Here is a 26,267-nt window from a genome sequence, read left to right on the forward strand (position 1 = left end):
ATCAGCCCTCCGCCGCCACCCGCAGCCGCCCGAACTCCTCCGCCATCGTCGCCGCCGTCCAGTGCGCGTTCAACCCGCTGGGATTGGGCAGCACCCATACGCGCGAGGCCCCGATCGTCCGGTCCTGCGGCCCGACGGCGGCCTTGCGATCGCCGAAGGCCGCCCGGTACGCGGTCACGCCGACCACCGCGAGCCAGCGCGGCCGGAGCTCCTCCACCTTGGTGGTCAGCAGACGCCCGCCCTCGACGTACTCCTCCGCCGTCAGCTCGTCGGCCCGCGCAGTGGCCCGCGCGACGACGTTCGTGATGCCGAGCCCGTACGACGGCAGCTCGCCCTGCTCGGAAGGCTTGAGGAGACGGGGCGTGAAGCCGGACAGGTGCAGGACGGGCCAGAAGCGGTTGCCGGGACGGGCGAAGTGGTGCCCGGACGCGGCCGTCATCAGCCCGGGATTGATGCCGCAGAAAAGGACCCGGAGGCCGTCCGCGGTGACATCCGGCACCAGCCGGTCGCGGGCGGCCTCCAGTTCGGCCTGGGTGTAGCGGGTCAGAGGATCGCCCCCGGCGTGTAGCCGGCGGCCTCCGGGCGCTGCTTCGCGATCTCCTCGATACGGCCGACGACGACGGCGACCTGGGCGGCCGCCGCGCCCGTGAAGGAGAGCTTGTCGGCCATCAGCGCGTCCAGCTGGACGCGGTCCAGCGGGATGCGGTCGTCGGCGGCCAGCTTGTCGAGGAGTTCGTTGCGCTCGGCGCCCTGCTCACGCATGGCGAGCGCAGAGGCGACGGCGTTCTCCTTGATGGCCTCGTGCGCGACCTCACGGCCGACGCCCGCGCGCACCGCGCCCATCAGCACCTTGGTCGTGGCGAGGAACGGCAGATAGCGGTCCAGCTCACGGGCGACGACGGCAGGGAAGGCGCCGAACTCGTCGAGAACCGTCAGGAAGGTCTCCAGCAGGCCGTCCAGCGCGAAGAAGGCGTCCGGCAGCGCGACCCGGCGCACCACCGAGCAGGACACGTCGCCCTCGTTCCACTGGTCGCCGGCCAGCTCGCCCGTCATCGAGGCGTAGCCGCGCAGGATGACCATGAGGCCGTTGACGCGCTCACAGGAACGGGTGTTCATCTTGTGCGGCATGGCGGACGAACCGACCTGACCCGGCTTGAAGCCCTCGGTCACCAGCTCGTGCCCGGCCATCAGCCGGATCGTCTTCGCCAGCGACGACGGCGCCGCGGCCAACTGCACCAGGGCGGTGACCACGTCGTAGTCCAGCGAGCGCGGGTAGACCTGGCCGACCGAGGTGAACGCCTGCGCGAAGCCGAGGTGCCCGGCGATCCGGTCCTCCAGCTCCGCCAGCTTGGCGGCGTCCCCGCCCAGCAGGTCCAGCATGTCCTGGGCCGTGCCCACCGGGCCCTTGATACCGCGCAGCGGATAGCGGCCGAGCAGCTCCTCGACCCGGCCGTACGCCACGAGCAGCTCGTCGGCGGCGGTCGCGAACCGCTTGCCGAGGGTGGTGGCCTGCGCGGCCACGTTGTGCGAGCGGCCGGCCATGACCAGCTCGCCGTACTCACCGGCCAGCCTGCCGAGGCGCGCCAGCACCGCCACCGTACGGTCGCGCACCAGCTCCAGGGAGAGCCGGATCTGGAGCTGCTCGACGTTCTCGGTGAGGTCGCGGGACGTCATGCCCTTGTGTACGTGCTCGTGCCCGGCGAGGTCGTTGAACTCCTCGATCCGCGCCTTCACGTCGTGCCGCGTGACCTTCTCACGCTCGGCGATGGAGGCCAGGTCGACGGTGTCGAGGACCCGCTCGTAGTCGGAGAGCGCCTCGTCCGGCACCTCGATGCCGAGGTCCTTCTGGGCCCGCAGCACGGCCAGCCAGAGCTGCCGCTCGAGCCTCACCTTCTGCTCGGGCGACCAGAGCGTGGCGAGCTCGGTGGAGGCGTAGCGTCCGGCGAGGACGTTCGGGATGCGGGGCTTGGCTGGCGCGGAAGTCACGTGGACGGAGTTTACCCGGCGCCCGGAGCGGGCCGTGAACGCCCATGATGTGCGCAATTCCCAAGGTCAGAGGCGGCGCGCCGCAGAACCCGCCGCATGGTCGGGCTGCGGGCGTGCTCGCGCCCGCCGACGGGTCACGCGTCCTGTGCGGGGTGCTCCGGACGGTCGGCACCCCGGGGATCGTCCCGGGGGCTGTCATCGGGATCGCCCCCTGCCTCGCCGTCGGGGCGCGCGGGCGGATCGGCCAGGCGGTAGCCCATGCCCCGTACGGTCTCGATGTGGTCGCGGCCCAGCTTGTTCCTCAGATAGCGGACGTAGACGTCCACGATGTTCGAGCCCGGATGGAAGTCGTACCGCCAGACGTGGGACAGCAACTGCTCGCGCGAGAGCACCTGGCCGGCGTTGCGCAGGAAGCACTCCGCCAGGACGAACTCCCTGGCCGTGAGGTCCACGACGCGTCCGTCGACGCAGATCCGCCGGGTGCGCAGGTCCAGCGAGAGGCCGCCGTGCCGCAGCACGGTCGGCTCCGCCGTACGGTTCGCCCGGAGCTGCAGCCGGATACGGGCCAGCAGCTCCGCGAACATGAACGGCTTGACCATGTAGTCGTCGGCGCCGCCTTCGAGGCCGGCGACCGTGTCGTCGGTCGAGTCGCGCGACGTGAGGATGACGACGGGCAGCTCCACGTGCGCCTGGCGCAGCCGTCGCAGCACGGTGAACCCGTCCATCAGGGGAAGCCCGAGATCGAGGAGGAGCAGGTCGAACTCTCCGCTCGTGGCGCGGTCGAGCGCGGCGGCTCCGTCGCCGACCACGGTGGTGACGAACCCCTCGGCCCGCAGGCCCTTCTCGACGAACGCGGCGATGCGCGGTTCGTCGTCGGCGATCAGGATTCGGCTCATCGCGCCGGCGCCCGGGTCAGGACGCGGGCGGGCCGGTCGTCGCGCACCCGCGGGATGACTAGGGTGAACGTGGCTCCGCGCCAGGGGTGGGAGTCGAGCACGACGCGGCCGCCGTGCGCCTCGATGATGGCCCGGACGATGGCCAGGCCCAGCCCCGACCCGCCACGGCGGCCCGCGGCGCCGCGCCGGTAGCGGTCGAAGATGCAGGCCGCGTCGTCGGGTGCCACTCCCGGGCCGGTGTCGCGGACCCACAGCCGCACGGACCCGTCCGCCTCGTCGACCGCGGAGCCCAGCGCGACCGTGTCGTTCTCCCCGGTCAGCGTGACGGCGTTGTGGGCGAGTTCCAGGAGGGCCTGGGTGAGTCGCTGGTGATCGCCGTACAGTTTGGTCTCCGCCCGCGCGTCCAGCTGCCAGTGGCGGTCGCCGAGCGCGCGCGCCTTCTCGCGGACCTCGTCGATCAGGCTGCCGACGTCGACCTCCGCGAGGCGCAGGAAATCCGGTCGCTCCGCCCGCGCCAGCAGCAGCAGGTCGTCGACCATGCGCGCCATGCGGTTCAGCTCGTCGATCGCCAGCGCCCTGACCTCGTCCACCTCGGTCGGTTCGAAGCTGTCGAGGAGTTCGAGATGGCCGCGCACGACGGTGATCGGGGTGCGCAGCTCGTGCCCGACGTCGTCCAGGAACTGCCGCTGGTCGGTGAACGCCTTCTCCAGGCGGCCGAGCATCACGTTGAAGGTGCGTCCCAGTTCGGACAGGTCGTCGTGCCCGCTGACCCTGATCCGCTGGGTGAGGTCGGTGTCGGTGATCCGCAGGGCCGTGCGCTGCATGATCCTGATGGGCGCGAGCAGCCGACCGGTCACGAACCAGCCGGCGAGCGCCACCAGCAGCAGGACCACGAGCGCCGTGAGGACGTAGGCCCGCATGACGTCGGCGAACTCGGCTTCCTCCCTCTCGGTCCAGTGCGCGACGACCCAGGCCCCGGTGCGCCCCTGGCGGGTCACGGGACGCACGGCCAGCTGGACGCGTCCCGTCGCCGTTTCGACGGACCTGAGCGCCGGTCGTCGGCCGTCGACCACCGTGTGCACCGTGCGCAGGAAGGTCCGGTCGGCGCTGAGGGGTCCGGCCTTGGACCCGGGAGAGGAATAGCGCACCACGCCGTCGATCAAGGAGAGGAGCGCCTCGTGCTCGTCGGGAACGTTGCGCTCGGTGGCGGTCAACAGGAGCCGTTCCAGGGACGCGAACGGCTTGCCGGTCTCCGGATCGACAGCCGTCGCGTGGAACCTCTCGAACTCCGTCGCCTCCCGGTCCACGTGCAGCCGCACCCGGTGGTCGATCCGGGAGTTCTGCACCAGATAGACCGCGACGCCCGTGAGCGTCATCCCCAGTGCGGTGAGCAGCAGGATCGAGGCAAGCACACGCACGCGGACCGACCGCACCACGGTGAGGGTGCGCACCCGGTTCTGCCCAGTCCTCTTCATCGCACTCATCGTGGGCCGCGTTGCCGCCCACGGCACTCTCGGTTCGCCCGTCAGGGTCTGAGCTGCTCCGCCCGCGCGGGTGCGGTATGGACCAGGCGCCGGGTGACGAGGACCTCGGTGGCGATGCCCAGACCGGCGCGGACCAGCAGGAACGCCGCCAGGCCCCACACGTCCCACAGCAGTGCGGCGATGACCGGCCCGGCGGCCTCGCCGACCGACAGCGCGGTGTCGAGGCCCGCGGCGACCCGGCCTCCCCGGGGCCCGGCGCCGCGCGCCGCCTGGGCCAGCAGGCTTCCCCACGGTGGCCGGAAGGCGGCCTTCCCCGCGTCGTCGACCAGTCGGCCGCTCAGCATGCCGGCGGCCGTCGGGAAGGCCAGGTACAGCAGGGAGGACAGTGTGTTGGCGATCCCCCGCGCCCCGGTGAGCGGCGCCGCGCCGTACCGGTCGGCGGCCAGGCCCGCCAGAGGCCCGACAACGAGCAGCACGATCACCGAGGCGGAGTAGATGGCACCGATCTGCCCGGGCGTGAGGCCCGCGACCTCGGAGGCCAGTATGGGGAACAGGCCGTGGGTCATGTGAGCGGTCATGCCGGCGAACAGCCCCAGCGCGCACAGCAGCCGCAACCGAGGGTCGGCGAACAACCGTGTTCCGGCGGGGCTCCGGGCCTTCAGCGGGTGCTCACCCGTCGACTCGCCGGCCGTCGACTCGCCGGTGGCCGGGTCGGTGGTGGCGAGGGCGGCGGTCGCCGCCGCGTCCTTCCGCCGCGGTGCGGGACGCGGCACCCAGAGCCAGACCACGACGACCGGTACGAAGGAGATGGCGGCGACGAAGGCCCACAACAGCCGGAAGTCGTTGCCGCTCCCGGACAGCAGGAGCCCGCCGAGCGCCCCCGCGGACACGGCGCCCAGATCCTTCGCGCCGAAGGACAGGGAGAAGGCCCGCCCGAGTTTCTGCTCGTTGGAGTCGGCCACCACGCTGATCGACGCCGGATCGCGCGCCGCCGACGCCGCGCCCTGGACCAGGCGCGTCGCGTAGAGCGAGGCGGGTGTCGTGGCGGTGAACAGCAGCACCGACGCGATGAGGCGTACCGTCACCGCGGTCAGATAGCCGCGCCGGGCACCCCACCGGTCCACCGCCCGGCCCATGAAGGGTTTCACGGCAGGCTCGACCAGCGCCTTCATCGCGACGAGCGCACCGATCTCCGTCAGGGACATGCCCAACTGCCGGGCGTACAGCGGCATCGCGAAGATCACCACGCCGAACGCCAGCCGGGTGGTGAAGCCCTCCACGACGACGGCCCGCACCGGATGGGGGCCGAGGACCCCGGCCTGGTGCAGGCTTCTCAATACGCCCATACCGGCCTCCTGTCACCGTCCACGCGCACGCCCGCGGTGTCGAGGGCCGCGTCGGCGATCCAGCCGGCCGCGTCCGGCACGCCCCGGTAGCCGGGGAACGTGTTGACGTCGACGACGACCGGACCGTCCGCGCCGGTGACGACGTCCACGCCCCAGCAGACCAGCCCGCACACCTCGGCCGTACGCAGCCCGAGCAGCATCAGACCCGGGTCCGGGTGGGGCACGGGCACGCGCGGCACGTCGAGACGGCCGGGCTCGACGTGGACCCGCAGCACCGCGGCCCGGCCGCCCACACCGCACACCTTGTAGTCGTAGCCGGGCCCGTCGACGACCTCCTGTACGAGCCAGGGGCCGGCGCCCGTCGGACGCTCACCCGGGGACAGTACGCCCGCTCCCCGGCCCAGCCGTCCACTCAGCGGTTTCACGAACCGGGGCGCCCCGGCCGTACGCAGCAGCCCCGCCACCGCGTCGGCGTCGGCCGCCACGGTCGTCGCCGGGACCGGCAGCCCCGCACGGCCGAGCAGCGCCAGCACCCGGGCCTTGTCGATGACCCGCAGCGTCGTGTCGAGACCGTTGAGACAGGTGCCCCCCGCGTCGGCCACGGCCCCGGCGGCGCAGAGCACCGCCGGGTCGCCGCCTTTGATCAGGAACACGTCGGCCGTCGGCAGGTGCGCGGGGCTCCACGGCGCGGTGGCGTCGAAGGCCGTGCATTCCGCGCCGCGGGCGGCCAGCGCCGCGCCGAGCGGCTTCAGCAACGGGTTGCGGCCCGCGTCCGAGCCCGCCTCGATCAGGACGCAGACCCGCGGGCGGCTCACAGGGCCACCTGACCGGAAAGCCGTTCCCTCCGGGAGGGCACGGCGCCGGTGCCGACACCGGGGAGCGGGGCCGTCGGCGGGAAGCGCACGCCGTCGTCGGTGAACACGAAGCCGTGGTAGCGGGCGGCGACCGCGGCGGCGAACGGGTCGTCGGCTGCCAGGCCGCACACACCGGCCAGGACGGAGAACACCCCCCGCTCGTCCAGTTGCCGGCGCAGTCGCCGCGCCGACGCGTCGGTCGTCGGCACCGCCTCGTCGCCGTACCCGTACAGCAGTGCCGCGGCGATGCCCAGGGCGAAGTGGGCCGGGACGCGGTGGGCGGTATCGCGCAGCAGGGCGACCGGGCCCAGCAGGCGGTCGCCCGGGGCGAGCTTGCGGAGCGGTTCGCGGGCGACCCGGGTGACCGGGTCCGCGAGTTCGGTGTTGTCGTAGCGGGCGAGCGCGTCGGCCACCGGCCCGTGCACGTCGCTGTTGTGGTCCACACCCGGTCCCAGCAGCAGACCCGGATACGTGGCGAGGATCGCGCGCCGCCCCTCCAGCATGGCCCCGGCCACCACCGGACGGACGAACGGGTCGCCGATCGCCGCGTCGATGGTGCGGTGGCCGCGCAGCCAGCCCAGGTACGCGGCGAGCGCGTGCCCGGCGTTGTAGACGAACAGCTTCTCGTGCAGCCGGGCACGGTACTGGCCGGTGGCGCGCACGCCGGGCAGATCGGGCGGCGCCAGGCGCAGGGGACGGGCGTCGACGGCCAGCTGCCGTGTGGTGTCGCTGAGGAACTCGGGCACCCCCGATGCCTGCCAGCTGCCGTGGCCCACGGCCACCCGGGCGACGGCCCCGGCGACCCCGACCGGGGGGAGTAGTAGTTCGCGGGCCGCTGCGGTCTCGACGAGCGCCTCGGTCACCAGGTGGGCGCATTCGGCGTTCTCCACCACCCACACGTCCACCGGGCGCCCCCGGCGTGCGGCGAGCCCGGGCACCAGATGCCGTGCGGCTCCGGCGGCGTTGGCGACGCCGACGCTGAGCACGACCAGGTCCGCGGCCGCCACGGCCTCGTCCAGGCCCCTGCCCACCGCCGCGGTGGCGACGCCGTGGACCTCCTCGGGCCGCCCTCCGGTGACCCGTATCCGCCAGCCGCCGACGGACCGGATGCGGTCCGCGGTGTCACGGGTGCGGCAGCCGAGCACCACCTGGTGACCCGCCTCCAGGAACAGGGGCACCAGGTAGCCGCACCCCAGCTTTCCGGCACCGACGATGACTACGCGCATGACTGCATCCCCTTACAGGTGGCCCAGCAGGTGGTCGAAGAGGAGCCGGGTGGCACCGGGCACTCCCTTGAATCCGGGGAAGGCGTTCACGTCGACGATCACCGGTCCGTCCGGTCCGTCGATCACGTCCACGCCGTAGGCACACAGCCCGAACACGTCGCCCGCCGCGAGCGCCAGTGCGGCCAGTCGGCTGTCCATGCGCAGCGGGCGGCCCAGTTTGTCCGTCAGCGACAGGGCCGGCCAGCGGCGCAGCGTGCCGTGGACGTGCGGTCCGATCACGAACAGCTTGCGGTCCCAGCCGTCGCCCGGCACCCGGTCCTGGACCAGCCAGGGACCCCGGCCGCCGACCGGACGGCCGTCACCCCGCTCCAGAACCGTCACCCCCTCCCCGCGGCTGCCCAGCGGGGTCTTCACCACCACCGGTCCGTCCGCGGCGATGGCGGTCACCACCCGCGGATCGCGCACGACCCGCGCCGACGGCACCGGGAGACCGACCGCCCGGAGCCGCCGCCAGGTCTCCACCCGGTCGGCGACCACCGCCGTGGCCTCCGGTGGATTGCACCAGGCGGCCTCCGGTGGGGCGCCGGCCCTCGCCAACTCCGCCGTGGCCGGGTGGACGGAGCGCAGGATGACAAGGTCGGCGCCGGTGAAGACGGACCGGGACAGGTCCGGGGCGTCCTGCCAGGTCACGATGCGGGCGCCCCGGGCACGCAGCCCCGCCAGCACGGCCCAGACGATGGAATGGGGCGTCGGTTTCTTGCCGTGGACCAGGACGACGCGCCTTCCGGCTATGGTCGCGGTCATGGTGCGATCACCTCCGTGAGTCGGCACTCGACGAGATCGGCGACCGCGTCGGGGGCCTCGGCTATGCCCGTGTAGTTCGGGAAGTCGTTCACATCGACCACCAGCGGCCCGTCGGGAGACGGCAGGACATCCACGCCGTACAGCTCCAGGCCGAAGGCGTCCCGGCAGGCGAGCGCGAGCGTCCGCAGCTCCCTGGTGACCGGCAGGAGAACCGGCCCGCTCGGCTCCGCCGGCGCGAGCAGCGGCGAGGGCCGCCGCACCGCCCACACCTCGTCGCCCGCCCCGTACAGCTTCACGTCGATCCCCGCCACATCGACGTAGTGCTGGGCCACCACCATGCCCTCGGACCAGGGCAGCCGCTCCAGTTCGTCCGGGGACTCCACCCGCACGATCCCGAGGCCGTTGTCGCCGTACGGGGGCTTCAGCAGCAGCGGCCATGCCGCCTTCGGCAGATCGGCCAGCGAGCCCGGCCGGTCGGTGAGGTACGTGGTCGGGGTGGGCACCCCGGCACGGGCCAGTAGCTGCACGGCGTACGGCTTGTCCCGCACGGCCTGGATCGCCTCCCAGCGGTTGACCGTGCGCACACCCCTCAGCTGCGCCTGGAACAGCAGCGACAGGGCGAAAGCGTTCCGGGTCCGGGGCACCACCAGGTCACCCGGCCTGAGCGCGGGCAGCGCCCGTCGCGTCGTCCCTTGCACCGGCTCCGACGCCGCACCCTCCTCCGTCCCGACCTCGGCGACAAGCCGGTCCGCCGGGGCCAGCACGGCGTGCGCGTCCCGTCCGCGCAGCGCGTCGACCAGGGCGCCCGGCATACGCTGGCCGAGATACCGGGAGTCGGTGAGGATCACCACGCGGTTCACAGGCCGCCCCTCGGTGCTGCGGCGCCCGCCACGGCGAGCTGCCGGCGGACCGCGCCGCACAGTGCGGTGACGGTGAACGGCTTGGTCAGGAACGCGTTGGCCCCGGCAGCCAGACACTCTGCCCGGTGCTCCGGATCGTCGTACCCGGTCAGCACCACGACCGGCAGCTCCTGGTGGTCCTCGCGCAGCACCCCGAGCATCACCGCGCCCGGCAGTCCGGGCAGGCCGAGATCAAGAACGACACAGTCGACGCCGTCCGCCTCGGCGATGAACAGCCCTACCTCCCCGTCCTCGGAGAGCACGACCTCGTGTCCGTCCCGGCGCAACGCCTTCGCCACGAGAGTCGCTATGTGCGGCTCGTCCTCCACGACCAGGATGCGCGACATGGTGTCCTCCTGGTGAACGCAGGGTGAAGCGAAGGTGTCCTCGCTTCAGGTTCCCTTCAGCTTGTGCCGCGCCGGTGAGTCCGGGGTGAGAGGGGGATGAGTGACTTCTCATGCCGGTGACGTGCGGCGATGCGCGTCCGCCGGGGCCCGTGGGGACTCGAGGGCTTGGAGGCGTGGCGGGGCGTGGGGGCGTGGCGGGCCTGGGCTTGGGGGCTCAGGCGTCCGCCAGCTCCGCCAGGATGTCCCCGTGGCACGGTTCCGGCGCGCACCAGCAGGCCAGCGTCTTGCCGCGCAGTTCCGGTACGAGGTCCAGCAGCTCGGGGTCGGCCGTCAGGTACTCCCGGTACTTGGCCATCACCTCGGCCCGCGTCCCGTCGCGCTTCTTCTTCTCGGTGTCGTACTGGAACGGGTTGAACAGCGGATGCTGTGGCAGGTCCCAGTGGCCCATGGTCCAGCGGCGGCCGATGTACACCAGGTCACCGGGGGCGAACTCCAGCCGGGGGCCGAAGTCGCGGATGCGGCCCTTGAGGTTGATCACGGTCGTGGTCACACGCGCCTCCCGGTACGGCGGCTCCCTACGCTAGTGGGCCTTCGTACGGCGGCAACTCGGGCCGCTTGGGCCGGCATGCCGTCGCCGGACGGCGTACCCATGGGGTGGACAGTCCGGAACGCGGGGGCGACAGCGAGGATCACCGCTCGTGCGGCCTCCGAACAGGCATGTCGCCCGGAACGCGGTGCCGGCTCAGCTCGGATGCCTGACCGGTACCGACGGCGGATCGCCGATCTGGCCGTTGGCGGTTCGGGAGTGGCAGAACAGGAGCTGCTTCGGCGAGGTGCTCGTGAACAGGGACTGATCGTAGTCCCCGTAGCGTTGCGCGACGTCGAGACCGGCCAGCCGGCAGAGCGCCAGGAGTTCCTCGGGAAAGAAGCAGCGCATGCTGACTTTCTTGGTGCGTACGCACACGCCGTCGCGTAGGTAGTCCAGGGTGAAGCGCAGCACTTGGGCGGCGGCGTCGTAGCTGGTCGTCGCTCGCACGTCGAGCCTCGCCCCGTCCCGGTCCGCGACCGACTTGTGGTGGTAGGGCGACTCGGGGAGCCGGCACAGCTTGGCCATGTCGGGGTTGAAGACGTCCAGGATCAGGGTCCCGCCCGGTCGCAGCACGTTTCGCGCCGAGGTGAGGAACGCGACCACGGAATCCAGGTCGTGCAGGTGCTGCATCGCGTTGGTTGCCGAGAACACCAGGGCGAAGCGCCTGTCGGAGCGGATGTCTCGGCAGTCCTGTTCCAGCAACTCGACCGGCAGTCCCTCGTCCTCGGCCCGTTGACGGGCACGCGCAAGCATCGAGGGCATGATGTCAAGCCCTGTGACCTCGACACCCGCCCGCGCGATCGGCAGGGTGATGCGCCCGGTTCCGCAGGCCACCTCCAGGACCGGACCGCCCGCCCGGACCGCTTGGCCGAGGAAGAACGGGATGTCGTGGGTGCGCGCGGTGAACTCCTGATCGTAGAAGTCCGCATCGTCGTAAACGGCCAGGTCCTCCAGCGGCTTCATCGCGCCGCCGTCGGCGTCGGGGCGAAAGCGTCAGCAAGGCTGGTCAGGATGGAGCCGGACCAACTGCTCTCCCCGAACACGCTGACCGGCATGGCGAGCACGCCGCACTCACGCTGGAGCGTCTCCGCCGGGATTTCAACCGGGAAGAAATAGTTGCCGGAACACGTCCGGCTCGTCGTGGGAATCGCCCCGAGCACCTCGTCCGGCAACCGTTCGAACAACCGCTCAGCCCGTGCGGCCAGTTCGTCGACGACCTGCCGGGGCACGTCGCTGTGCTCGGTCAGCAGACGGTCGGCGAGCCTCAGCTGTGCCGGCGTCGGCGGATCCGCCCGGAACGCGCCGGCCAATTCGGCGTGCGCCGGGCCCAGCAGGACCACGCCGAACGTGCGTGGCCACAGCCATCCCTTGGTGACCGAATGCAGCAGGACCGCACAACCGGTGTCCAGCAATCGCCGTGTGCCGGCGGCGAACGGGGCTCCCAGGTCGTAGACGCTGTCGATCAGCAGGCGGCGGCGTGGTGATTCCCGCAACCACGAAATCACCGCGGCGCACTCGGCATCGGACAGGTAACGGCCGAGCGGCTTGCTGGGGTTGGCGAGCAGCAGGTATTCGGGCCGGTGGTCCCCCGGCGACCTCGGCAGGGCCGGCGCCGGCAGCGTCGGGTAGGACATGGGCTCGAGGCCCGCGGCGCGGGCCAGTTCGAAGTAGACCGGGTACACGTCGCTGGGCAGCCACAACCGCGCGTGCACGGCGCGCAGCCAGTGGAACACCACACCGAGCCCGTGCCGGACCCCTCGACAGACCATGGCGTGGCCGGACCACTCTTCCGGCAGCTCGAAGCGCCGCAGCCAGGCTCGGGCGAGATCGCACCGGTGCGCCGTACTCATGTCGGTCGGCGGTTCCGGCCGCACCGGAGCAAGCGCCCGGTACACGTTGGTCTCGGCGGCGTCCAGAAGCGACGAGGAAGCACTGAGCTGCCGCTGCCGGAATTCCTGGAACTGCTCGAACCTCATGCCGCCGCGCCTTCCGGCACGATCTCGCTGGCCCGGTCTTCCAGGGAGGCGTAGCAGCGTCCGTCGGCCATGACGTTCCAGCTGCGTGCGATCCCGCTGGTGCGTTCCCAGAGCAGGCTGGGCTCGGTGTAAGCGGCGATCCGCATCGGCCGTCCGTCCCAGCTGCCGTGGTAGACCGGCGCGCCCCAGGGAAGGCGGCTCGCCAGTTCGAAACCGTGCTGCTCGGCGAACCCGGTGACGATGGACAGCGACACCTGGTGCTCTCGGCTCCAGACGTTGGCGGCGCGGTCGAAGTAGAGCGACTCAGTGCTGGTGGATACGTAGAGCTCCTTGAAGCAGACTTCCTCGACACCCAGAGCCGCGGCCCACGAAAGGTAGTCGGCGACCTCGGCCGCGTCGGCGACGCCGCCGTGCTGGAGTACACAGATCAACCTCATCCGCAGCCCCGGCCAGCGGTCACGTTCCACGCGCCAGGTGTCGATGACAGAGCTCACCGGCGTGCGCAGCATCATCAGCCGTTCGTTGACGGCGTCGTCCTGATGGTGCCGGGAGACGGCCAGCACGCTCAGGCCCGCGGCGCTCAGGGCTGCGAGGCGGTCGGCCCGATCGGCGTGCCGGCCTTTCGCCAGGGTGTGCGCGTTGGTGATCAGGACGACCTTCGGGAAGGCCGCCGAGCAGACGGACACCAGTCGCAGTTGCTGTTCGAACGGTATGAGCGTGGGCTCCCCGCCGCCGGTGATCACCGCACGCTCGGCACCTGCCGCACGGGCGCGCTCCAGCCAGTGGGCGACCGCGTCCCACGGGACCCGTGCCGGTGCCTGGTCGCTGGAGATCGAAGCCGCGGAGAAGCAGAACGAACACCGGGCTTGGCAGGCGGAGGCGACCGGCAGAAGCGACACCGAGCGCGGTCGCGTGTCGGCGTAGCGACGCAGTGCCGAACCGTGCAGGTGCAGGGAGGACGCCATCGCATCCTCGACGGTTGTCGGGCGAAGAGTGAACTCGTCGCCCGCTTGGTCGAGTTCGTGGACTGCTGACAACCGGATGCGAGCCTCGCGCAGTTCCATGCCGAGGCCGGTCGACTCGTTGGGCACCAGCTTGTCGGGGTCCACCATGGTTTCCAGCACCAGCAGCCGGTCACCCGGAATGGCCAGACGGTCCAGCAGACGTCGCGCCTTGCCGATGCCGATTCCCAACTCCGCACGGGTCAGCAGGTGGAACCGGTCGGGATAGGTACTCTCCGGAATCCCCGCCTTACCGTAAGTGAACGCGTACTTGTCGAAGCCCTTCGCGAAGTTCGACAGCACGATGACGTGGAAGCGCTGGTCGCCATGGTGGTGTTGGTTCATCCCGTCATCATGCAGGAACGGGCCCCAGAGGACATGGGCCGAACTGCAGGCGCAACGCGGTGTCCTGATCCGATCCGTCGTCAACGACACGCCCCGCCCTGTCGCGGTCCACGACACGGCCACCGGTGACCCGGAGACCCGGACCACCCCGGGCCCGTGCAACCGGACGCAGCCGCAGCGTCACGCGGCCCACCTCGGACGTCAGGGGGCATTACGGGCGAACCACCGAGCCGCTCAGCGACCGAACCCCGCTGACGGAGCGAGGTCAAGGTGGGTCACGTCGTGCCGCGGACATGCAAGCTCGGTGTCAGGACGATAGGGGGTGGCAGTTCGCCTGCGAGGAGTTGGTCGACTTGGTGGATGGCCAGTTCGCCCAGCCGTCGCTTGTCGAGGTGGAGGGTGGTCAGTGGCGGGTCGACCAGATCGACGACGCTCAGCCCGTCGTAGCCGACCAGTGCGCAGTCGTCCGGTATCCGGACGCCGAGCCGGCGGGCGGCCCGGAGCGCGCCGATCGCGACCAGGTCGTTGAAGGCGACCACGGCGGTGAGGTCCGGGCGCGCGGCGTACAGCGCCTCGAACGCGGCGGCGCCCCCGGCCGGGGACTGCTCACCCATGACAACCCAGCCCTCGTCGACGGGCAGCGCTTGTTCGCCGACGACTTCGAGGAAGGTGCGGCGCCGGACCAACGGGGCGCTCACGCACTCGCAGTCGATCATGCCGATCCGGCGGTGACCCCGGTCGATGAGGTGCTGCATCCCGGCCCGGATTCCGGCCGCGGTGTCGATGTGGACCAACGCGTGGGTCGACGAGTCCAGCCCGCGATCGACCACAACCAGCGGCACGGTGCCCACGTACGGCTCGAGCTGCGCATCGGGATGGCTGATGTAGCCGACAAGAGCGTCAACCTGTTGGCCGAGTGAGCGGACCATGGCCAGCTCCCGGGACCGATCGTTCTCGGTGCTGGCCACGAGCACCTGCCAGTCGCGTTCGTCCGCGGCCGCAATCACTCCTGCCACGAACTCCGGGAAGAAGGGGTTGACCACGTCGGGGACGATGAGCCCGACGGATACGACGTCCGGGCGGACCAGCCCCCGGCCGAACCGGCTGGGCCGGTACCGCAACTGCTTTGCGACGTCGAGCACGCGTTGCTGAGTCGCCGGGTCGATCTCCCCCTTGCCGTTGATCGCCCGGGAGACGGTCTGATGGGACACGCCTGCCGCCTGAGCAACGTCGCGGAGCGTGACGCGCTTGACGGTTCTCACACCCCGCGCCCGCTGGTCTTCCGTTTCCCGCTGTCCGGCCACGCTGCCCACTCACTTCTGTTCCTGTGCCGCCCTGTGTCCAAGTCAATCAGGTTCACCGGCCTGTCGCCCCATCACCAGCCAGGCACTGCCACGAGAGCAAGGCAGCGCCAGAACGCCACCGGCGGATCGTGAGCCGTTCGTCGGAGGGCGTTGACGGAATCCGCTCACCTGAGCAAGAATCCCGTTAACGGTAACGTGAACGGTCACGTTAGCGATAACGGAACGAGCGAAGGAGAACACAGTGGCTTCTTTGAAGGGCCCTCTACCGCACGAGCCCCACCCGATGTTCCGTGGCGTGTTCCGTGGCTGGCATGCAAAGGCCGACGTCTTTTCGGCGCTGCCGGACGCACCTGTGGAGCCGGATGATCCGCAGCCTTGGTGGCGTCATCTGAGAGTTCGGCGGCAGAAGCCGAGCAGCGGTGGATCGTCGCTCAGTCGGTCCACGGCGCGTCCCCGGGCCTGTCCTGCTCCCAGTGGGGACGGTCGGAGCTGACGCAGTGGCCACCGGATAAGGCTCGCGGAGAGGAGTGAAGCGCCCCCGCCCCGACCGACGCCTGATCCGGGACGCCCGAAGACGGGCCCGACGGTCCGCCCGCACCGGCAGCCGATCGCTGACGTTGCTGTCAGTGTTGCCGTCAAACGGCACAGAAGCCTCGCCGGATTGTGCGCCGGCAGGGCTTCGGATCTGCCCCTGGCCATTCGGGGGATTCGGGGGATCTGACGCCCCGATGGCAGAAAGGTGCCGTGACCGGCGGGATGCGGCTGGAGTACTCGGGCGCCTCTGACGGCTCTTGGCCTGCTGCCGGTTCACCGATTGGCTTGGCGCGGGGCGCCTCGTGAGGCGACGGTTGCCTCGCCAGGCGCCTCCGTTTCGGGTAGGGGACGGCTTCAGTAGCCGCCAGAAGCGCACCAGAAGGCTGATGAAGATCTTGGGTTCTGGCCCCAGCGGCTGCCAGTGCTCCGCATCCCGCGCCGTCGGCGCGAGCCCGCCCGTGACTTACTGCAATCGCGCACGGCGGCCGGGCGGGCTCCGGGTCAGGGCCCTACCTGTTGCCAGTCCGTCACAGGGCCGGGGTTTGTGTGGTCCACAGGGGTGACCCAGAAGGCTTTGCCCAGCTCAGCGCTGAACTGGGCGCCTGTCCGGCCGTCGCCCGAGGAGCGGCCGGTGAGGCGGCGGGCGATCCACGGCAGCAGGTACTGCCGGGCGAACCGTGCGTGGGCCACCTGGCGGGCGGTCCATCCGGGCGGCGGCGTCAGGGGTATGGGTGTCCGCCACTCCGGGTCCTCCGCCTGGTGGCCGAGCGTCTGCCAGACCGCCTCGGCGACCCGGCGGTGCCCGTCGGCCGTCAGGTGCAGCCGGTCCACGTCCCACATGCGGGGATCGCCCAGCGAAGGCGCGCCGTACAGGTCGACGACGAGGGCGCCGTGCCGGGCGGCCAGCTCGTCGACGCAGACGAACAGCTCTTCCATGCGCGGCCTGAACCGCTCCAGGACGGGGCCCCGGCGGCCGGGGCTGCGCATCAGGACGAGCTGCTTGCAGGAGGGCGCGAGGCGCTCCACGGCCTCTTCCAGAAGCCCACGCACCCGGCCCATGTCGCACTTGGGCCGGAGCGTGTCGTTCAGGCCGCCGACCAGTGTGATCACGTCCGCCTCCATCGCGGCCGCGACCTCCACCTGCTCGGCGACGATCTGTCCGATCAGCTTTCCGCGCACCGCGAGGTTGGCGTACCGGAAACCGGGCGTCCGCGCGGCCATACGGCCCGCGAGGAGATCTGCCCAGCCCCGGTACGAACCGTCGGGAAGGAGGTCGGACATGCCCTCGGTGAAGGAGTCGCCGACCGTGACAAGGCTGGAGTACGTGGGATTCGTCTGCATGGCGACAGAGATGGTATCCCGTGCACATACCCGGCGGTCGGTCGACTCCCTCACACGGCCGACCGCCACACGGCCGACCCTCACACGGCCGACCCTCAGGCGGCCGGCTGCCCGAACAGCTCCCGCAGCACGTCCTCCATGGTCACCATGCCGGCGAGCCGCCCGTCCTCGCCCTGGACAGCCGCCAGGTGCGTCCGGCTGCGCCGCATCGCGGTGAGCACGTCGTCCAGCGGTGTGGTCTCCCGGACCCGGGCGATGGACCGCATGTCCCGGACGGAGAACGGCACGTCGCGCGGGGTCGCGTCGAGCGCGTCCTTCACATGGAGATAGCCCACGATCCGGCGCCCCTCGTCGACCACGGGGAAGCGGGAGAACCCGGACTCGGACGACAGCCGCTCCAGCTCCTCCGGGGTGACACCCATGCCCGCGTAGACGACCCGCTCCAGCGGGAGCACGACGTCGCGCACGGGCCGGCGGCCCAGCTCCAGCGCGTCGCGCAGCCGCTCCTGCGCGCGGTCGTCGATGAGTCCGGCCTCGCTGGAGTCACGGACGAGACGGGCGAGTTCGGTGTCCGAGAAGGTCGCCGTGACCTCGTCCTTCGTCTCGATCCGCATCAGCTTCAGCAGAGCGTTGGCGAAGGCGTTGACCGTGAAGATCACCGGGCGCAGGGCCCGGGAGAGCGTCACGAGCGGCGGGCCGAGCAGCAGGGCGCTGCGCACCGGCTCGGCGAGGGCGATGTTCTTCGGCACCATCTCGCCGAGCAGCATGTGGAGGTAGGTGGCGAGTGCCAACGCGATCACGAAGGACACCACGTGGCCCGCGCCCTCCGGTACGCCCACTGCGTGGAACAGCGGTTCCAGCAGATGTTCGATCGCGGGTTCCGCGACCACACCGAGGACCAGGGTGCACAGCGTGATGCCGAGCTGTGCGGCCGCCATCAGCGCGGACACGTGCTGCAGGCCCCACAGCACGCTGATGGCCCGCCGGTCGCCCTGTTCGGCGTACGGTTCGATCTGGCTGCGGCGCACGGAGATCAGGGCGAACTCGGCGCCCACGAAGAAGGCGTTGACGACCAGCGTCGCGAAACCGATCAGTAGCTGGACGGCGGTCATCGCGTCTTCTCCTCGTGCTCGTGCTCCTCGTCGGACGGGACCGGTGCGTGCAGCAGCACCCGCGCGGCCCGGTGCCCGGCGGCGTCCACCACGTCGAGCCGCCAGCCGACGACCTCGACGGTGTCACCGACGGCCGGAATACGGCCCAGCTCGGTGGCGACGAGGCCCGCGAGCGTCTCGTACGGTCCGTCCGGCGCGCGCAGGCCCACCCGGGCCAGCTGGTCGGTGCGGGCCGAGCCGTCGGCCGAGTAGAGCTCGCGGTCGTGCTCGTCGGTGCCGACGGGGGCCAGGTCGGGCGTCTCGTGCGGGTCGTGCTCGTCCCGCACCTCGCCGACGACCTCCTCGACGATGTCCTCCAGGGTCACGACGCCGGCGGTGCCGCCGTACTCGTCGATGACGACGGCCATCGTGCGCTTGCCCGAGAGCCGGTCCAGCACCCGGTCGACGGTCAGTGACTCGGGGACGAGCAGCGGCTCGCGCAGCAGTTCCGCTATGGAGGTGCGCAGCCGGCGCTCGGCGGGGACGGCGAGGACGTCCTTGATGTGCACGGTGCCGACGACCGAGTCCAGGCCGCCGCGGTAGACGGGGAAGCGGGACAGGCCGGTGGCCCGGGTCGCGTTCGCCACGTCCTCGCAGGTCGCCTGCACGTCGAGGGCGATGACCTGGACGCGCGGGGTCATCACGTTCTCCGCGGTCAGATCGGCGAGGTTCAGCGTGCGTACGAACAGCTCGGCGGTGTCCGCCTCCAGGGCGCCCTCCCTGGCCGAGTGCCGGGCGAGGGCCGCCAGCTCCTGGGGGCCGCGGGCGGAGGCCAGCTCCTCGGCGGGCTCGATGCCGAAGAGGCGTACGAGCCGGTTGGCGGTGTTGTTGAGGTGGGTGATGAAGGGGCGGAACGCGGCGCTGAACCAGCGCTGCGGATTCGCGACCTTCTTCGCCACCGGCAGCGGCGCGGAGATCGCCCAGTTCTTGGGCACCAGCTCACCGACGACCATCAGCACGACGGTCGACAGGGCCGTCCCGATCACCAGCGCCACCGAACTCGAAGCGGAGCTCGGTACGCCGAGGGCCTCCAGCGGGCCCGCGATCAGCTTGGCGATGGACGACTCGGCGAGCATGCCGACCACCAGGTTGGTGACGGTGATGCCGAGCTGGGCGCCGGAGAGCTGGAACGTCAGGTTCCGTACGGCCTTGAGGGCGCCGGCGGCCCCCCGTTCGCCGCGCTCCACGGCCCGCTCCAGCCGGCCGCGGTCGACCGTGGTCAGCGAGAACTCGGCGGCGACGAAGGCACCACAGATCAGCGAGAGCAGCACCGCCACCAGAAGGAGGAGCACTTCGATCATCGGGTCACCTCCGTCCCATGATCGGGCAGGGGCGGGAGGATCGCGCGATGTCGTGCGCCGGCTCGGGTACGAGATGTACCCGAGCGGGGACTGGGAGGCTCGCCCATGGGCGGACGCTCACAACCTTTCCGTAGAGGTTGACTGATTCACCCATGGTAAAGGACCGGCAAAGTGTCTCCCGCCGCCTCGGTGTTCCGCCGACGCTCAGCCCCCGAGCGGCTTCACCCAGCGCCGCCACTTCTCCTCGGGGGCGTACCCGGCCGCCCGCCACGCATGCTGGGCCGTCTCGTTGCGTACCAGCACCATCGCGTCGCCGCGCCGCCCGCCGAGCCGGACGAACCGCTCCTCGGCCGCCGTGAGCAGCGCCGAGCCGATGCCCCTGCGCCGCCGCTCCGGATGCACCGCGAGCCGGTACAGATGGCACCGCCAGCCGTCGAAGCCGGCGATGACCGTGCCCACCGGTTCGCCGTCCAGTTCGGCGAGGATCAGCGCCTCGGGGTCACGGGCCACCAGCCGCTCGACGCCTTCGCGGTCGTCGCTGATGCTGGTGCCCTCGGCGGCCACCTTCCAGAAGGCGAGAACGGCGTCGAGGTCGTCGGGCGTCGCGGCCCGTATGCGCAGGTCGGTCATGGCGCGATCCCATCACGGGGAGCTGACGGCAACCTGGAATTCCAGGATCCGGACAATGGCCGCGCGATCGCGCACCGGACCGGACCGGTCCCGCACCGACCCCGCTCACGTCACCTGCCGTGCAGCGCCTCGACGACCTTCGCGAAGACCTCCATGTTCGGCTCCAGGACGGTCAGATACGAGAAGCCGTACCGCTCCCGCTGCGCCAGCACCTGGTCGACGATCTCCCCCAGCGTCCCGACCAGGATCAGCGGCAGCCGCAGTGCCTGCTCCTCGCTCAGGTTCGGGAGATGGCCGAGCCACGGCTGTACGGCGGCGCCACGGTCTTCGGTGAGCTCGACGATCTGGATCAGCAGGTTCAGCTCGGCGGGTTCCTTCCGCCCGGCGGCGAACTCCTGGTACCGGCCGACCCGTTCGTCGAGTTCCTCGGCGGTCAGCGGTTCCAGTTTGCCGCCCGCCACCGTCCGCGCGCCCGTGAAGGCCGCGATGTCCGCGTGCTCGGCGGTGATCCGCAGCATCCGGTCGCCGTTGGCGCCGATGAGCAGCGGCACCCGGGGCCGCTGCGCCGGACGTGGTTCGTGCTCCTCGGAGCCGAGGAGCCGGTCCAACTCCTCGACGGTGCGCAGCAGATGGTCGACGCGCTCGCCGGGCGTACCCCAGGGCAGACCGGCCTGCTCGTGCTCGCCCGGTACGTACCCGGTGCCGAGCCCCAGCTCCAGGCGCCCGCCGGTCAGCGCGTCCGTGGTGGCGACCTCGCGCGCCAGCAGGGTCGGGTTCCAGAAACCCGCGTTCAGCACGAACGTGCCGAGCCGTGGCCGTTCGGTCGCCTCCGCGGCGGAGACGAGGGACGGGAACGGGGCAGGCATGCCCAGATGGTCGGGGACCAGGATCACGTCGTAACCGAGCTGTTCGGCGCGGCGGCACTTCGCACGCCACTCCCCGGCCGACGTGGGGCTGAGTAAGTTGACTCCGAAGCGGAACGGGCGCGGCATGAACTCTCCTCACTTCAAAGGGACTTGAGCGGACATGGCGGTGAGTACATCACTGGTGTGCCGATGCCGCCAGCACATGCGCGCCCGCCCGCCACGACTCTCCGCGCGCACTCTCACTCGTGTGCGATCGCCGCCAGCACGTTCATCCGGGACGCGCGCAGCGCGGGCAGCAGGGCCGCCACGACGCCTACCACCGCCGAGCCGACCACCACCGCGACGACCGTGCCCCATGGGATCGCCAGCGCCTTCATGCCCTGCAGCGCCAGCACCTGTTGCACGCACACACCCCAGACCAGGCCCAGTGCGAGCCCGAGGACCGCCCCGAACACGGCGATCACCACCGACTCCAGCCGGATCATCCGCCGCAACTGCCGCCGCGCCAGCCCGATCGCGCGCAGCAGCCCGATCTCCCGGGTGCGCTCGACCACCGACAGGGCGAGGGTGTTGACCACCCCGAGCACCGCGATGACGATCGCCAGGCCGAGCAACGCGTACACCAGGTAGAGGAGTACGGCGATCTGGTTGCGGATCAGCTCCTTGTAGTCGGCCTGGTCGCGGACCTGGACCTGCGGGTACGCGTCCAGCGTCCGCTCCAGGTTCGTGCGCAGCTCGTCGGCGCCCACGCCGGAGCCGGCGTTCACGTACAGCGCCGAGTCCTGCCCCTCGGGCACGTACTTCTCGATGGTGCCCATCCCGAAGTACAGCCCGCCCTCCACGCCGAACCCGTCGGCGGTGTCCTGGTCGGTGAGCGCGGCCACCCTCAGCTCGGCGTTCTTCCCGGCCGGGAACCGGACGGGGATCGTGCTGCCCACCGTCACGTCGTGGTCGCGCGCGAACTCGGCGTCCATGGCGATGGAGCCGTCCGCCAGAGCGGCGGCGCTGTCGCCCTCGGCGTAGGTGACGTTCGCGACCTTGTCCAGCTGCGTGTCGTAGGCCGCGGCGGTCGTCTCGATCCGCTCGCCGTCCGGCAGCCGTACCGCGACCGGGGTGAACCGCTGGCGTACGACGAGACCGGCGCCGTCCGTGGCGCGGACCTTGTCGGTGACCTCCTGCGGGAACGGCATGAAGTTCTGGTTCTGGATGACGAAGTCGGCGCCCAGGGTGTTGTCGATCTCGTCGTCGAAGGACTTGGTCATCGACGCGCTCGCCACGGACATCCCGCCGACCAGCGCGATCCCCACCATCAGCGCGGCGGCGGTGGCCCCGGTGCGGCGCGGGTTGCGCAGGGCGTTGCGCTGGCTCATCCGGCCGACGGAGCCGAACAGCGCGGGGAAGGCGCCGCCGAGGACCCGGATCACCGGCCGTACGAGCAGGGGTCCCGCGATGACGGTCGCGATGAGCGTGAGGACCACGCCGAGGCCGAGCAGGGCGGCCGCCGAGCCCGTGTCCGTCGACATCGCGCATCCCACGAGCGCGGCGGCACCGGCCGCCCCGACGAGGCCGCCGACCACCGCGCGGACCTTCAGGGGCCGCCCCACCCCGGCGATCTCGGCGTCGGAGAGGGCCGCCATGGGCGACACGGTCGACGCCCGCCGCGCCGGCAGATAGGCCGCCACGAAGGTGACGCCGAGCCCGACGGTGTACGCCGCGATCGGCGTCCCCGGGCCGATCACCATCTCGGTCGACTTCAGGTTCATGCCGAAGGCGCCCATGAGCTCGATCAGCCCGAAGGCCAGCCCGATTCCCGCGGCCAGGCCGAGCGTCGACCCGACCAGGCCGAGGAGGGCCGCCTCGGCCAGCACCGACCGCCGTACCTGGCGCCGGTCGGCGCCCAGCGCGCGCAACAGGCCCAGTTCACGGGTGCGCTGGGCGATGAGCATGGAGAAGGTGTTGACGATGAGGAAGATCCCGACGAGCGTCGCGATCCCGGCGAAGCCGAGCATCACGTACTTGATGACGTCGAGGAATCCGCCGAGCGAGGCGGCGGCCGACTCGGCCTGCTCGTCGGCGGTCTGGTACTCGTACGCCGTCGGCCCCAGCTCGTCGGCGATCCGCCGCTTGAGCCGGTCGTCACTCACTCCGGGCTCGGCGGTCACGGAGATGCTGGTGGCGGCGTCGGGATCGCCCAGCAGCTCGGTCTGCGCGGCCCGGGTGTCGAGGTAGACCAGCGCGGCACCGGGGTTGGTGGTGGTGAAGGTGGCGATGCCGACGACCTTCACCTTGAAGGAGCCCGGCCGGGCGAGCACCGTCAGGGTGTCACCGATCCGTACGTCCTTGTTCTCCGCGGTGTCCGCGTCGAGCAGTGCCTGGCCGGGGCCCTCCGGGGCGTGTCCGTCGGTCAGCTTCACCGGGCTGCGGTCGGTGAGGTACCAGTTGGTGGCGACGGTGGGCGCGCCCGTCGTCGGCCCCACCGACTTGTTCTCGCTGTCGACGACCGTGACGTTCTCGACAGCCGCGTCGACATGGGCGTCGGCGACGCCGTCGATGCCCGCGACCCGCCGCGCGAGCGAGGCGGGCACGGTCTCGACGGCCCCGGTCGGCAGCTGCCCCTTCAGGTCGTCGTCCTTCGGGCCCACGGTCACATCGGCCGAGGTGGAGGCGAAGAGCCGGTCGAAGGTACGGGTGACCGTGTCCGAGAAGATCAGGCTGCCCGCGACGAACGCCACGGACAGGACGACCGCCAGCGCCGAGAGCAGCAGCCGTCCCTTGTGCGCGAGGAAACTCCGCAGGGTCGCCTTCAGCACGGCTCAGTCCTTGTCGAGGTCGATGGGCTCGTTGGTGGGCCCGCCCGCGGACCCACCGGTGGGGGCGCTTTCGCCGTCGGAGGCCGCCCGGACCGTGTCGGGCCCGGGAGCCTGGGGGTTTCCCCCGGAGAAGAGGCGCATGCGTTCCAGGACCGCTTCGGCCGTGGGGCGTTCCATCCGGTCCACGATCCGCCCGTCCGCGAGGAAGAGCACCAGGTCGGAGTGGGCGGCGGCGCCCGGGTCGTGGGTGACCATGACGACCGTCTGGCCCAGCTGGTCGACCGCCTCGCGCAGGAAGCCGAGCACTTCGAGCCCGGCACGGGAGTCGAGGTTGCCGGTCGGCTCGTCCGCGAAGATCAGCTCGGGCCGGGAGGCGAGCGCGCGGGCGCAGGCGACGCGCTGCTGCTGGCCGCCGGAGAGCTGGGAGGGCCGGTGCTTGAGCCGGTCGCGCAGCCCGAGCGTGTCGATGACCTGGTCCAGCCACTTCTCGTCGGGCTTCTTGCCCGCGATGTCCATCGGCAGGGTGATGTTCTCGGCCGCGTTCAGCGTGGGGATCAGATTGAAGGACTGGAACATGAAGCCGATCCGGTCCCGGCGCAGCCGCGTCAGCTCGCGGTCCTTGAGGCCGGTGATCTCGCTGCTCCCGAGCCACACCTGTCCGGCGGACACGGTGTCGAGCCCCGCCAGGCAGTGCATCAGGGTGGACTTCCCCGAGCCCGAGGGGCCCATGACCGCGGTGAAGCGGCCACGCGCGATGTCCACGTCGACCGAGTCGAGGGCGAGCACCGTCGTCTCGCCCGAGCCGTACGCCTTCGTCAGGCTCCGGGCGCGCGCGGCGATGCCGTCGGCTTCCGCGCGGCCGAGGGGGTGCTCAGCGGCAGCAGTGGACAAAACGGCCTCCAGGCTCGAACCAGTTCGAATTCCGGGCGTTCTCGGTTGAGCCTAGTGTGATGTGGGGCACAGCAGGAATCCCCCCGAAGTGCGAGGCCGTCTCCGCCGCAGGTCGGGTCTCCGATATCGATGTAAGGGACACCGGGAATGAGTCCGTAGCTCGCGAGGGGGAGCCCGGGCCGGCCTTCGGGGGCGGCGTGCGGCAAAGGCGCCCTTGCCTCTGCTAGCACTCCGGCGCTAGCGTCGAGTCATGGCCAAGACCCAGCTGAATGTTCGGGTGGACGAGGACACGGCCCGAGCCGCCCGTGAACGAGCCCTGGAGCGCGGGATGAGTGTGAACCGGTACATCGAGGAGTTGGTCCGGCAGGACGCCGGCGAAGCGGGCCACACCTTCGTCGAGTCCGCCGCCGACTTCATGAAGCAGTACGAGGCGGTCTTCGTCGAGGAGTTCGGCGCCGAGCTCGAAGGCCGGCGCGAGGGACGTCACTGATCCCTTGAGTCAGCTCAGAATCGACCTCGCCTGGCTTCTGATGGTCGCCGAACGGAAGACGCCCGGAGATCCCCAGGTCACCGACTGGGGTGCCCTCGTCGCGGCCGTCGCCCGGCACGAGGCCGAGATCTTCGACGTCCCCGTCTACGACACCCCGCACGCCCGAGCCGCCGCCCTCCTCCAACTCCTCATGCACGTCCCGGCGTTGGAGCGCTCCAACGCGCTCTTCGCCTCCGCCGTCGCCTACGGCTACCTCGTGGCCAGCGGCGTCAAGGTCGTCACCTCCGCCGAGCAGGTGCGCGAACTGGCCAGACTGGTCAAGAACGGCGAGGCCACCGTGCACGACATCACGCAGGAGCTGCTCCAGTGGAGTCTGTGACGCCGGGCCGCCGGGCCCGGCCCACCACGCAGTAGGAGCTGGGCAGCCGAGGCCCCTGCTCGGGCACCAGGACCTCCCGGACCGTCCCGACCTCGAACCCGGCGGCCCGGATCTCGCCGACCGGGTCGCGGGACACGTGGCAGCCGCCGAACAGCAACGGCCACACCGTGCCGTCCAGCCCCCGCTGAGCCGTCCGCATCGCCCGTCCGCCGCCCCGGCCGTGCTCGAAGAACCGCAGCTCACCGCCGGGACGCAGCACCCGCAGCACCTCGCTCAGCGAGCGCCGAACGTCCCGCACACTGCACAGCACCAACGACACGACGGCCGCGTCGAACGCCTCGCTCTTGACCGGCAGCGCCTCCGCCGCGCCCGGCACCACGTCCACCGGCACCTCGGCGCGCAGGGCGGACTCCAGGGCCAACCGCCGCAGGGAGTGCTCCGGTTCGATCGCCACCACCTCCGAGACCGCGCCCGGATACCGCGCGAAGTTCAGACCGTTTCCGGCGCCGATCTCGATGACCCGCCCCGACAGCCCCGCGAGCAGCTCGTCCCGCAGCGGGCCGATCCTCGGCTCCGCCGACACGCTCAGTCTGGCGTAGAACCGGGCGAAGAAGGGGTGGTGCACGGCGTCCTTCGTGGCGCGGGCGCGGGCCATGGGGCCTCCCGAGGAGGACGGCAGATACTGCGATTGTCCCCCGGGAAGCACCGGCTCACCCGTCACGCCCGGAGAAGGGACGGCCCGCCCCTCGTGGAGCGGGGGCGGAGAAACGACTCACCCGCCGCGTGTCCCTGGGGAGGAGGCCACGCGACGGGCACG

The 26,267-nt window shown here is 71.3% G+C and carries 25 protein-coding genes; 2 read left to right on the plus strand and 23 right to left on the minus strand.

All coding sequences use genetic code 11. The features are described 5' to 3' along the window. Position 1: 1 nt before the first annotated feature. From mug to OG622_RS41540, 22 genes are all read right to left on the minus strand, one after another. Positions 2 to 499: a G/U mismatch-specific DNA glycosylase gene (mug, locus tag OG622_RS41435; protein WP_371581895.1), complete on the minus strand. Its 498-nt coding sequence runs from the start codon at positions 497 to 499 to the stop codon at positions 2 to 4. A gap of 44 nt (positions 500 to 543) precedes the next feature. Further along, on the minus strand, positions 544 to 1,986 hold the full coding sequence (gene purB, locus OG622_RS41440; protein ID WP_371581896.1) for an adenylosuccinate lyase: 1,443 nt from the start codon (positions 1,984 to 1,986) through the stop codon (positions 544 to 546). Between the two features lie 134 nt (positions 1,987 to 2,120). Next, positions 2,121 to 2,882: a response regulator transcription factor gene (locus OG622_RS41445; protein ID WP_371581898.1), complete on the minus strand. Its 762-nt coding sequence runs from the start codon at positions 2,880 to 2,882 to the stop codon at positions 2,121 to 2,123. After that, on the minus strand, positions 2,879 to 4,357 hold the full coding sequence (locus OG622_RS41450) for a sensor histidine kinase (RefSeq protein ID WP_371581900.1): 1,479 nt from the start codon (positions 4,355 to 4,357) through the stop codon (positions 2,879 to 2,881). Before OG622_RS41450 ends, OG622_RS41445 begins: the two co-directional genes overlap by 4 nt. Positions 4,358 to 4,407: 50 nt before the next feature. Beyond that, positions 4,408 to 5,712 (minus strand): MFS transporter, encoded by a 1,305-nt coding sequence (locus OG622_RS41455; protein ID WP_371581901.1) that lies wholly within the window; start codon positions 5,710 to 5,712, stop codon positions 4,408 to 4,410. After that, the gene (locus tag OG622_RS41460; protein ID WP_371581902.1) at positions 5,700 to 6,527 is read right to left on the minus strand and encodes a RimK family alpha-L-glutamate ligase; all 828 of its coding nucleotides are present in this window, start codon (positions 6,525 to 6,527) and stop codon (positions 5,700 to 5,702) included. The genes OG622_RS41455 and OG622_RS41460 overlap by 13 nt, the downstream gene beginning before the upstream one ends. Further along, positions 6,524 to 7,792 carry a hypothetical protein gene (locus tag OG622_RS41465; RefSeq protein ID WP_371581904.1) on the minus strand — a complete coding sequence of 423 codons (1,269 nt, stop codon included), beginning with the start codon at positions 7,790 to 7,792 and terminating at the stop codon, positions 6,524 to 6,526. The genes OG622_RS41460 and OG622_RS41465 overlap by 4 nt, the downstream gene beginning before the upstream one ends. A gap of 12 nt (positions 7,793 to 7,804) precedes the next feature. Beyond that, positions 7,805 to 8,596 (minus strand): RimK family alpha-L-glutamate ligase, encoded by a 792-nt coding sequence (locus OG622_RS41470; RefSeq protein WP_371581905.1) that lies wholly within the window; start codon positions 8,594 to 8,596, stop codon positions 7,805 to 7,807. Further along, on the minus strand, positions 8,593 to 9,456 hold the full coding sequence (locus tag OG622_RS41475; protein ID WP_371581906.1) for a RimK family alpha-L-glutamate ligase: 864 nt from the start codon (positions 9,454 to 9,456) through the stop codon (positions 8,593 to 8,595). The genes OG622_RS41470 and OG622_RS41475 overlap by 4 nt, the downstream gene beginning before the upstream one ends. Beyond that, positions 9,453 to 9,842, minus strand: a complete 390-nt coding sequence (locus OG622_RS41480; protein ID WP_371581907.1) for a response regulator transcription factor — start codon at positions 9,840 to 9,842, stop codon at positions 9,453 to 9,455. The genes OG622_RS41475 and OG622_RS41480 overlap by 4 nt, the downstream gene beginning before the upstream one ends. 214 nt (positions 9,843 to 10,056) lie before the next feature. Next, a complete protein-coding gene (locus OG622_RS41485; RefSeq protein ID WP_371581909.1) occupies positions 10,057 to 10,392 on the minus strand; it encodes a DUF4326 domain-containing protein in 336 nt (111 codons plus the stop codon). 192 nt (positions 10,393 to 10,584) lie between these two features. Then, positions 10,585 to 11,394 (minus strand): class I SAM-dependent methyltransferase, encoded by an 810-nt coding sequence (locus OG622_RS41490; RefSeq protein ID WP_371581910.1) that lies wholly within the window; start codon positions 11,392 to 11,394, stop codon positions 10,585 to 10,587. Then, positions 11,391 to 12,407: an aminotransferase class I/II-fold pyridoxal phosphate-dependent enzyme gene (locus OG622_RS41495; RefSeq protein ID WP_371581912.1), complete on the minus strand. Its 1,017-nt coding sequence runs from the start codon at positions 12,405 to 12,407 to the stop codon at positions 11,391 to 11,393. The genes OG622_RS41490 and OG622_RS41495 overlap by 4 nt, the downstream gene beginning before the upstream one ends. Continuing rightward, the gene (locus tag OG622_RS41500; protein ID WP_371581914.1) at positions 12,404 to 13,753 is read right to left on the minus strand and encodes a radical SAM protein; all 1,350 of its coding nucleotides are present in this window, start codon (positions 13,751 to 13,753) and stop codon (positions 12,404 to 12,406) included. Before OG622_RS41500 ends, OG622_RS41495 begins: the two co-directional genes overlap by 4 nt. A 275-nt stretch (positions 13,754 to 14,028) precedes the next feature. Continuing rightward, the gene (locus tag OG622_RS41505) at positions 14,029 to 15,066 is read right to left on the minus strand and encodes a LacI family DNA-binding transcriptional regulator (protein ID WP_371581916.1); all 1,038 of its coding nucleotides are present in this window, start codon (positions 15,064 to 15,066) and stop codon (positions 14,029 to 14,031) included. A gap of 1,026 nt (positions 15,067 to 16,092) precedes the next feature. Then, positions 16,093 to 16,932 (minus strand): SGNH/GDSL hydrolase family protein, encoded by an 840-nt coding sequence (locus tag OG622_RS41510; protein ID WP_371581918.1) that lies wholly within the window; start codon positions 16,930 to 16,932, stop codon positions 16,093 to 16,095. Between the two features lie 95 nt (positions 16,933 to 17,027). Next, positions 17,028 to 18,044, minus strand: a complete 1,017-nt coding sequence (locus tag OG622_RS41515; protein WP_371581919.1) for a hemolysin family protein — start codon at positions 18,042 to 18,044, stop codon at positions 17,028 to 17,030. After that, positions 18,041 to 19,384, minus strand: coding sequence for a hemolysin family protein (locus OG622_RS41520; protein ID WP_371581920.1), 1,344 nt, complete (start codon positions 19,382 to 19,384; stop codon positions 18,041 to 18,043). The genes OG622_RS41515 and OG622_RS41520 overlap by 4 nt, the downstream gene beginning before the upstream one ends. A gap of 204 nt (positions 19,385 to 19,588) precedes the next feature. Continuing rightward, complete coding sequence (locus tag OG622_RS41525; protein WP_371581922.1) at positions 19,589 to 20,014, minus strand: GNAT family N-acetyltransferase; 426 nt, start codon at positions 20,012 to 20,014, stop codon at positions 19,589 to 19,591. Between the two features lie 110 nt (positions 20,015 to 20,124). After that, a complete protein-coding gene (locus tag OG622_RS41530; RefSeq protein ID WP_371581923.1) occupies positions 20,125 to 21,006 on the minus strand; it encodes an LLM class F420-dependent oxidoreductase in 882 nt (293 codons plus the stop codon). A gap of 113 nt (positions 21,007 to 21,119) precedes the next feature. Continuing rightward, positions 21,120 to 23,690 carry an FtsX-like permease family protein gene (locus tag OG622_RS41535; RefSeq protein ID WP_371581924.1) on the minus strand — a complete coding sequence of 857 codons (2,571 nt, stop codon included), beginning with the start codon at positions 23,688 to 23,690 and terminating at the stop codon, positions 21,120 to 21,122. Between the two features lie 3 nt (positions 23,691 to 23,693). Beyond that, positions 23,694 to 24,581, minus strand: a complete 888-nt coding sequence (locus tag OG622_RS41540; protein WP_371581925.1) for an ABC transporter ATP-binding protein — start codon at positions 24,579 to 24,581, stop codon at positions 23,694 to 23,696. A gap of 250 nt (positions 24,582 to 24,831) precedes the next feature. Here OG622_RS41540 and OG622_RS41545 point away from each other — a divergent pair, with 250 nt between their 5' ends. Continuing rightward, the gene (locus tag OG622_RS41545) at positions 24,832 to 25,071 is read left to right on the plus strand and encodes a toxin-antitoxin system HicB family antitoxin (RefSeq protein WP_326584321.1); all 240 of its coding nucleotides are present in this window, start codon (positions 24,832 to 24,834) and stop codon (positions 25,069 to 25,071) included. A 4-nt stretch (positions 25,072 to 25,075) separates the two neighbouring features. Then, entirely contained in the window at positions 25,076 to 25,450 is a 375-nt protein-coding gene (locus tag OG622_RS41550) for a fic family toxin-antitoxin system, toxin component (protein ID WP_371581926.1), read from the plus strand. On the opposite strand, the gene OG622_RS41555 is transcribed toward OG622_RS41550, so the two are convergent. Beyond that, positions 25,419 to 26,105, minus strand: coding sequence for a class I SAM-dependent methyltransferase (locus OG622_RS41555; protein ID WP_371581927.1), 687 nt, complete (start codon positions 26,103 to 26,105; stop codon positions 25,419 to 25,421). The genes OG622_RS41550 and OG622_RS41555 overlap by 32 nt on opposite strands. Between the last annotated feature and the right edge of the window lie 162 nt (positions 26,106 to 26,267).

The sequence above is a fragment of the Streptomyces sp. NBC_01314 genome, from assembly GCF_041435215.1.
GTDB lineage: Bacteria > Actinomycetota > Actinomycetes > Streptomycetales > Streptomycetaceae > Streptomyces.

Bases quoted from the DNA above. Each gene is read 5' to 3' on its own strand.
- OG622_RS41555 (WP_371581927.1), bottom strand. From the start codon at position 26,105: ATGGCCCGCGCCCGCGCCACGAAGGACGCCGTGCACCACCCCTTCTTC.
- OG622_RS41520 (WP_371581920.1), bottom strand. From the start codon at position 19,384: ATGATCGAAGTGCTCCTCCTTCTGGTGGCGGTGCTGCTCTCGCTGATC.
- OG622_RS41490 (WP_371581910.1), bottom strand. From the start codon at position 11,394: ATGAAGCCGCTGGAGGACCTGGCCGTTTACGACGATGCGGACTTCTAC.
- OG622_RS41455 (WP_371581901.1), bottom strand. From the start codon at position 5,712: ATGGGCGTATTGAGAAGCCTGCACCAGGCCGGGGTCCTCGGCCCCCAT.
- OG622_RS41515 (WP_371581919.1), bottom strand. From the start codon at position 18,044: ATGACCGCCGTCCAGCTACTGATCGGTTTCGCGACGCTGGTCGTCAAC.
- OG622_RS41450 (WP_371581900.1), bottom strand. From the start codon at position 4,357: ATGAAGAGGACTGGGCAGAACCGGGTGCGCACCCTCACCGTGGTGCGG.
- OG622_RS41525 (WP_371581922.1), bottom strand. From the start codon at position 20,014: ATGACCGACCTGCGCATACGGGCCGCGACGCCCGACGACCTCGACGCC.
- OG622_RS41545 (WP_326584321.1), top strand. From the start codon at position 24,832: ATGGCCAAGACCCAGCTGAATGTTCGGGTGGACGAGGACACGGCCCGA.
- OG622_RS41510 (WP_371581918.1), bottom strand. From the start codon at position 16,932: ATGCAGACGAATCCCACGTACTCCAGCCTTGTCACGGTCGGCGACTCC.
- OG622_RS41500 (WP_371581914.1), bottom strand. From the start codon at position 13,753: ATGAACCAACACCACCATGGCGACCAGCGCTTCCACGTCATCGTGCTG.
- OG622_RS41470 (WP_371581905.1), bottom strand. From the start codon at position 8,596: ATGACCGCGACCATAGCCGGAAGGCGCGTCGTCCTGGTCCACGGCAAG.
- OG622_RS41445 (WP_371581898.1), bottom strand. From the start codon at position 2,882: ATGAGCCGAATCCTGATCGCCGACGACGAACCGCGCATCGCCGCGTTC.
- OG622_RS41530 (WP_371581923.1), bottom strand. From the start codon at position 21,006: ATGCCGCGCCCGTTCCGCTTCGGAGTCAACTTACTCAGCCCCACGTCG.
- OG622_RS41465 (WP_371581904.1), bottom strand. From the start codon at position 7,792: ATGCGCGTAGTCATCGTCGGTGCCGGAAAGCTGGGGTGCGGCTACCTG.
- OG622_RS41480 (WP_371581907.1), bottom strand. From the start codon at position 9,842: ATGTCGCGCATCCTGGTCGTGGAGGACGAGCCGCACATAGCGACTCTC.
- OG622_RS41495 (WP_371581912.1), bottom strand. From the start codon at position 12,407: ATGAGGTTCGAGCAGTTCCAGGAATTCCGGCAGCGGCAGCTCAGTGCT.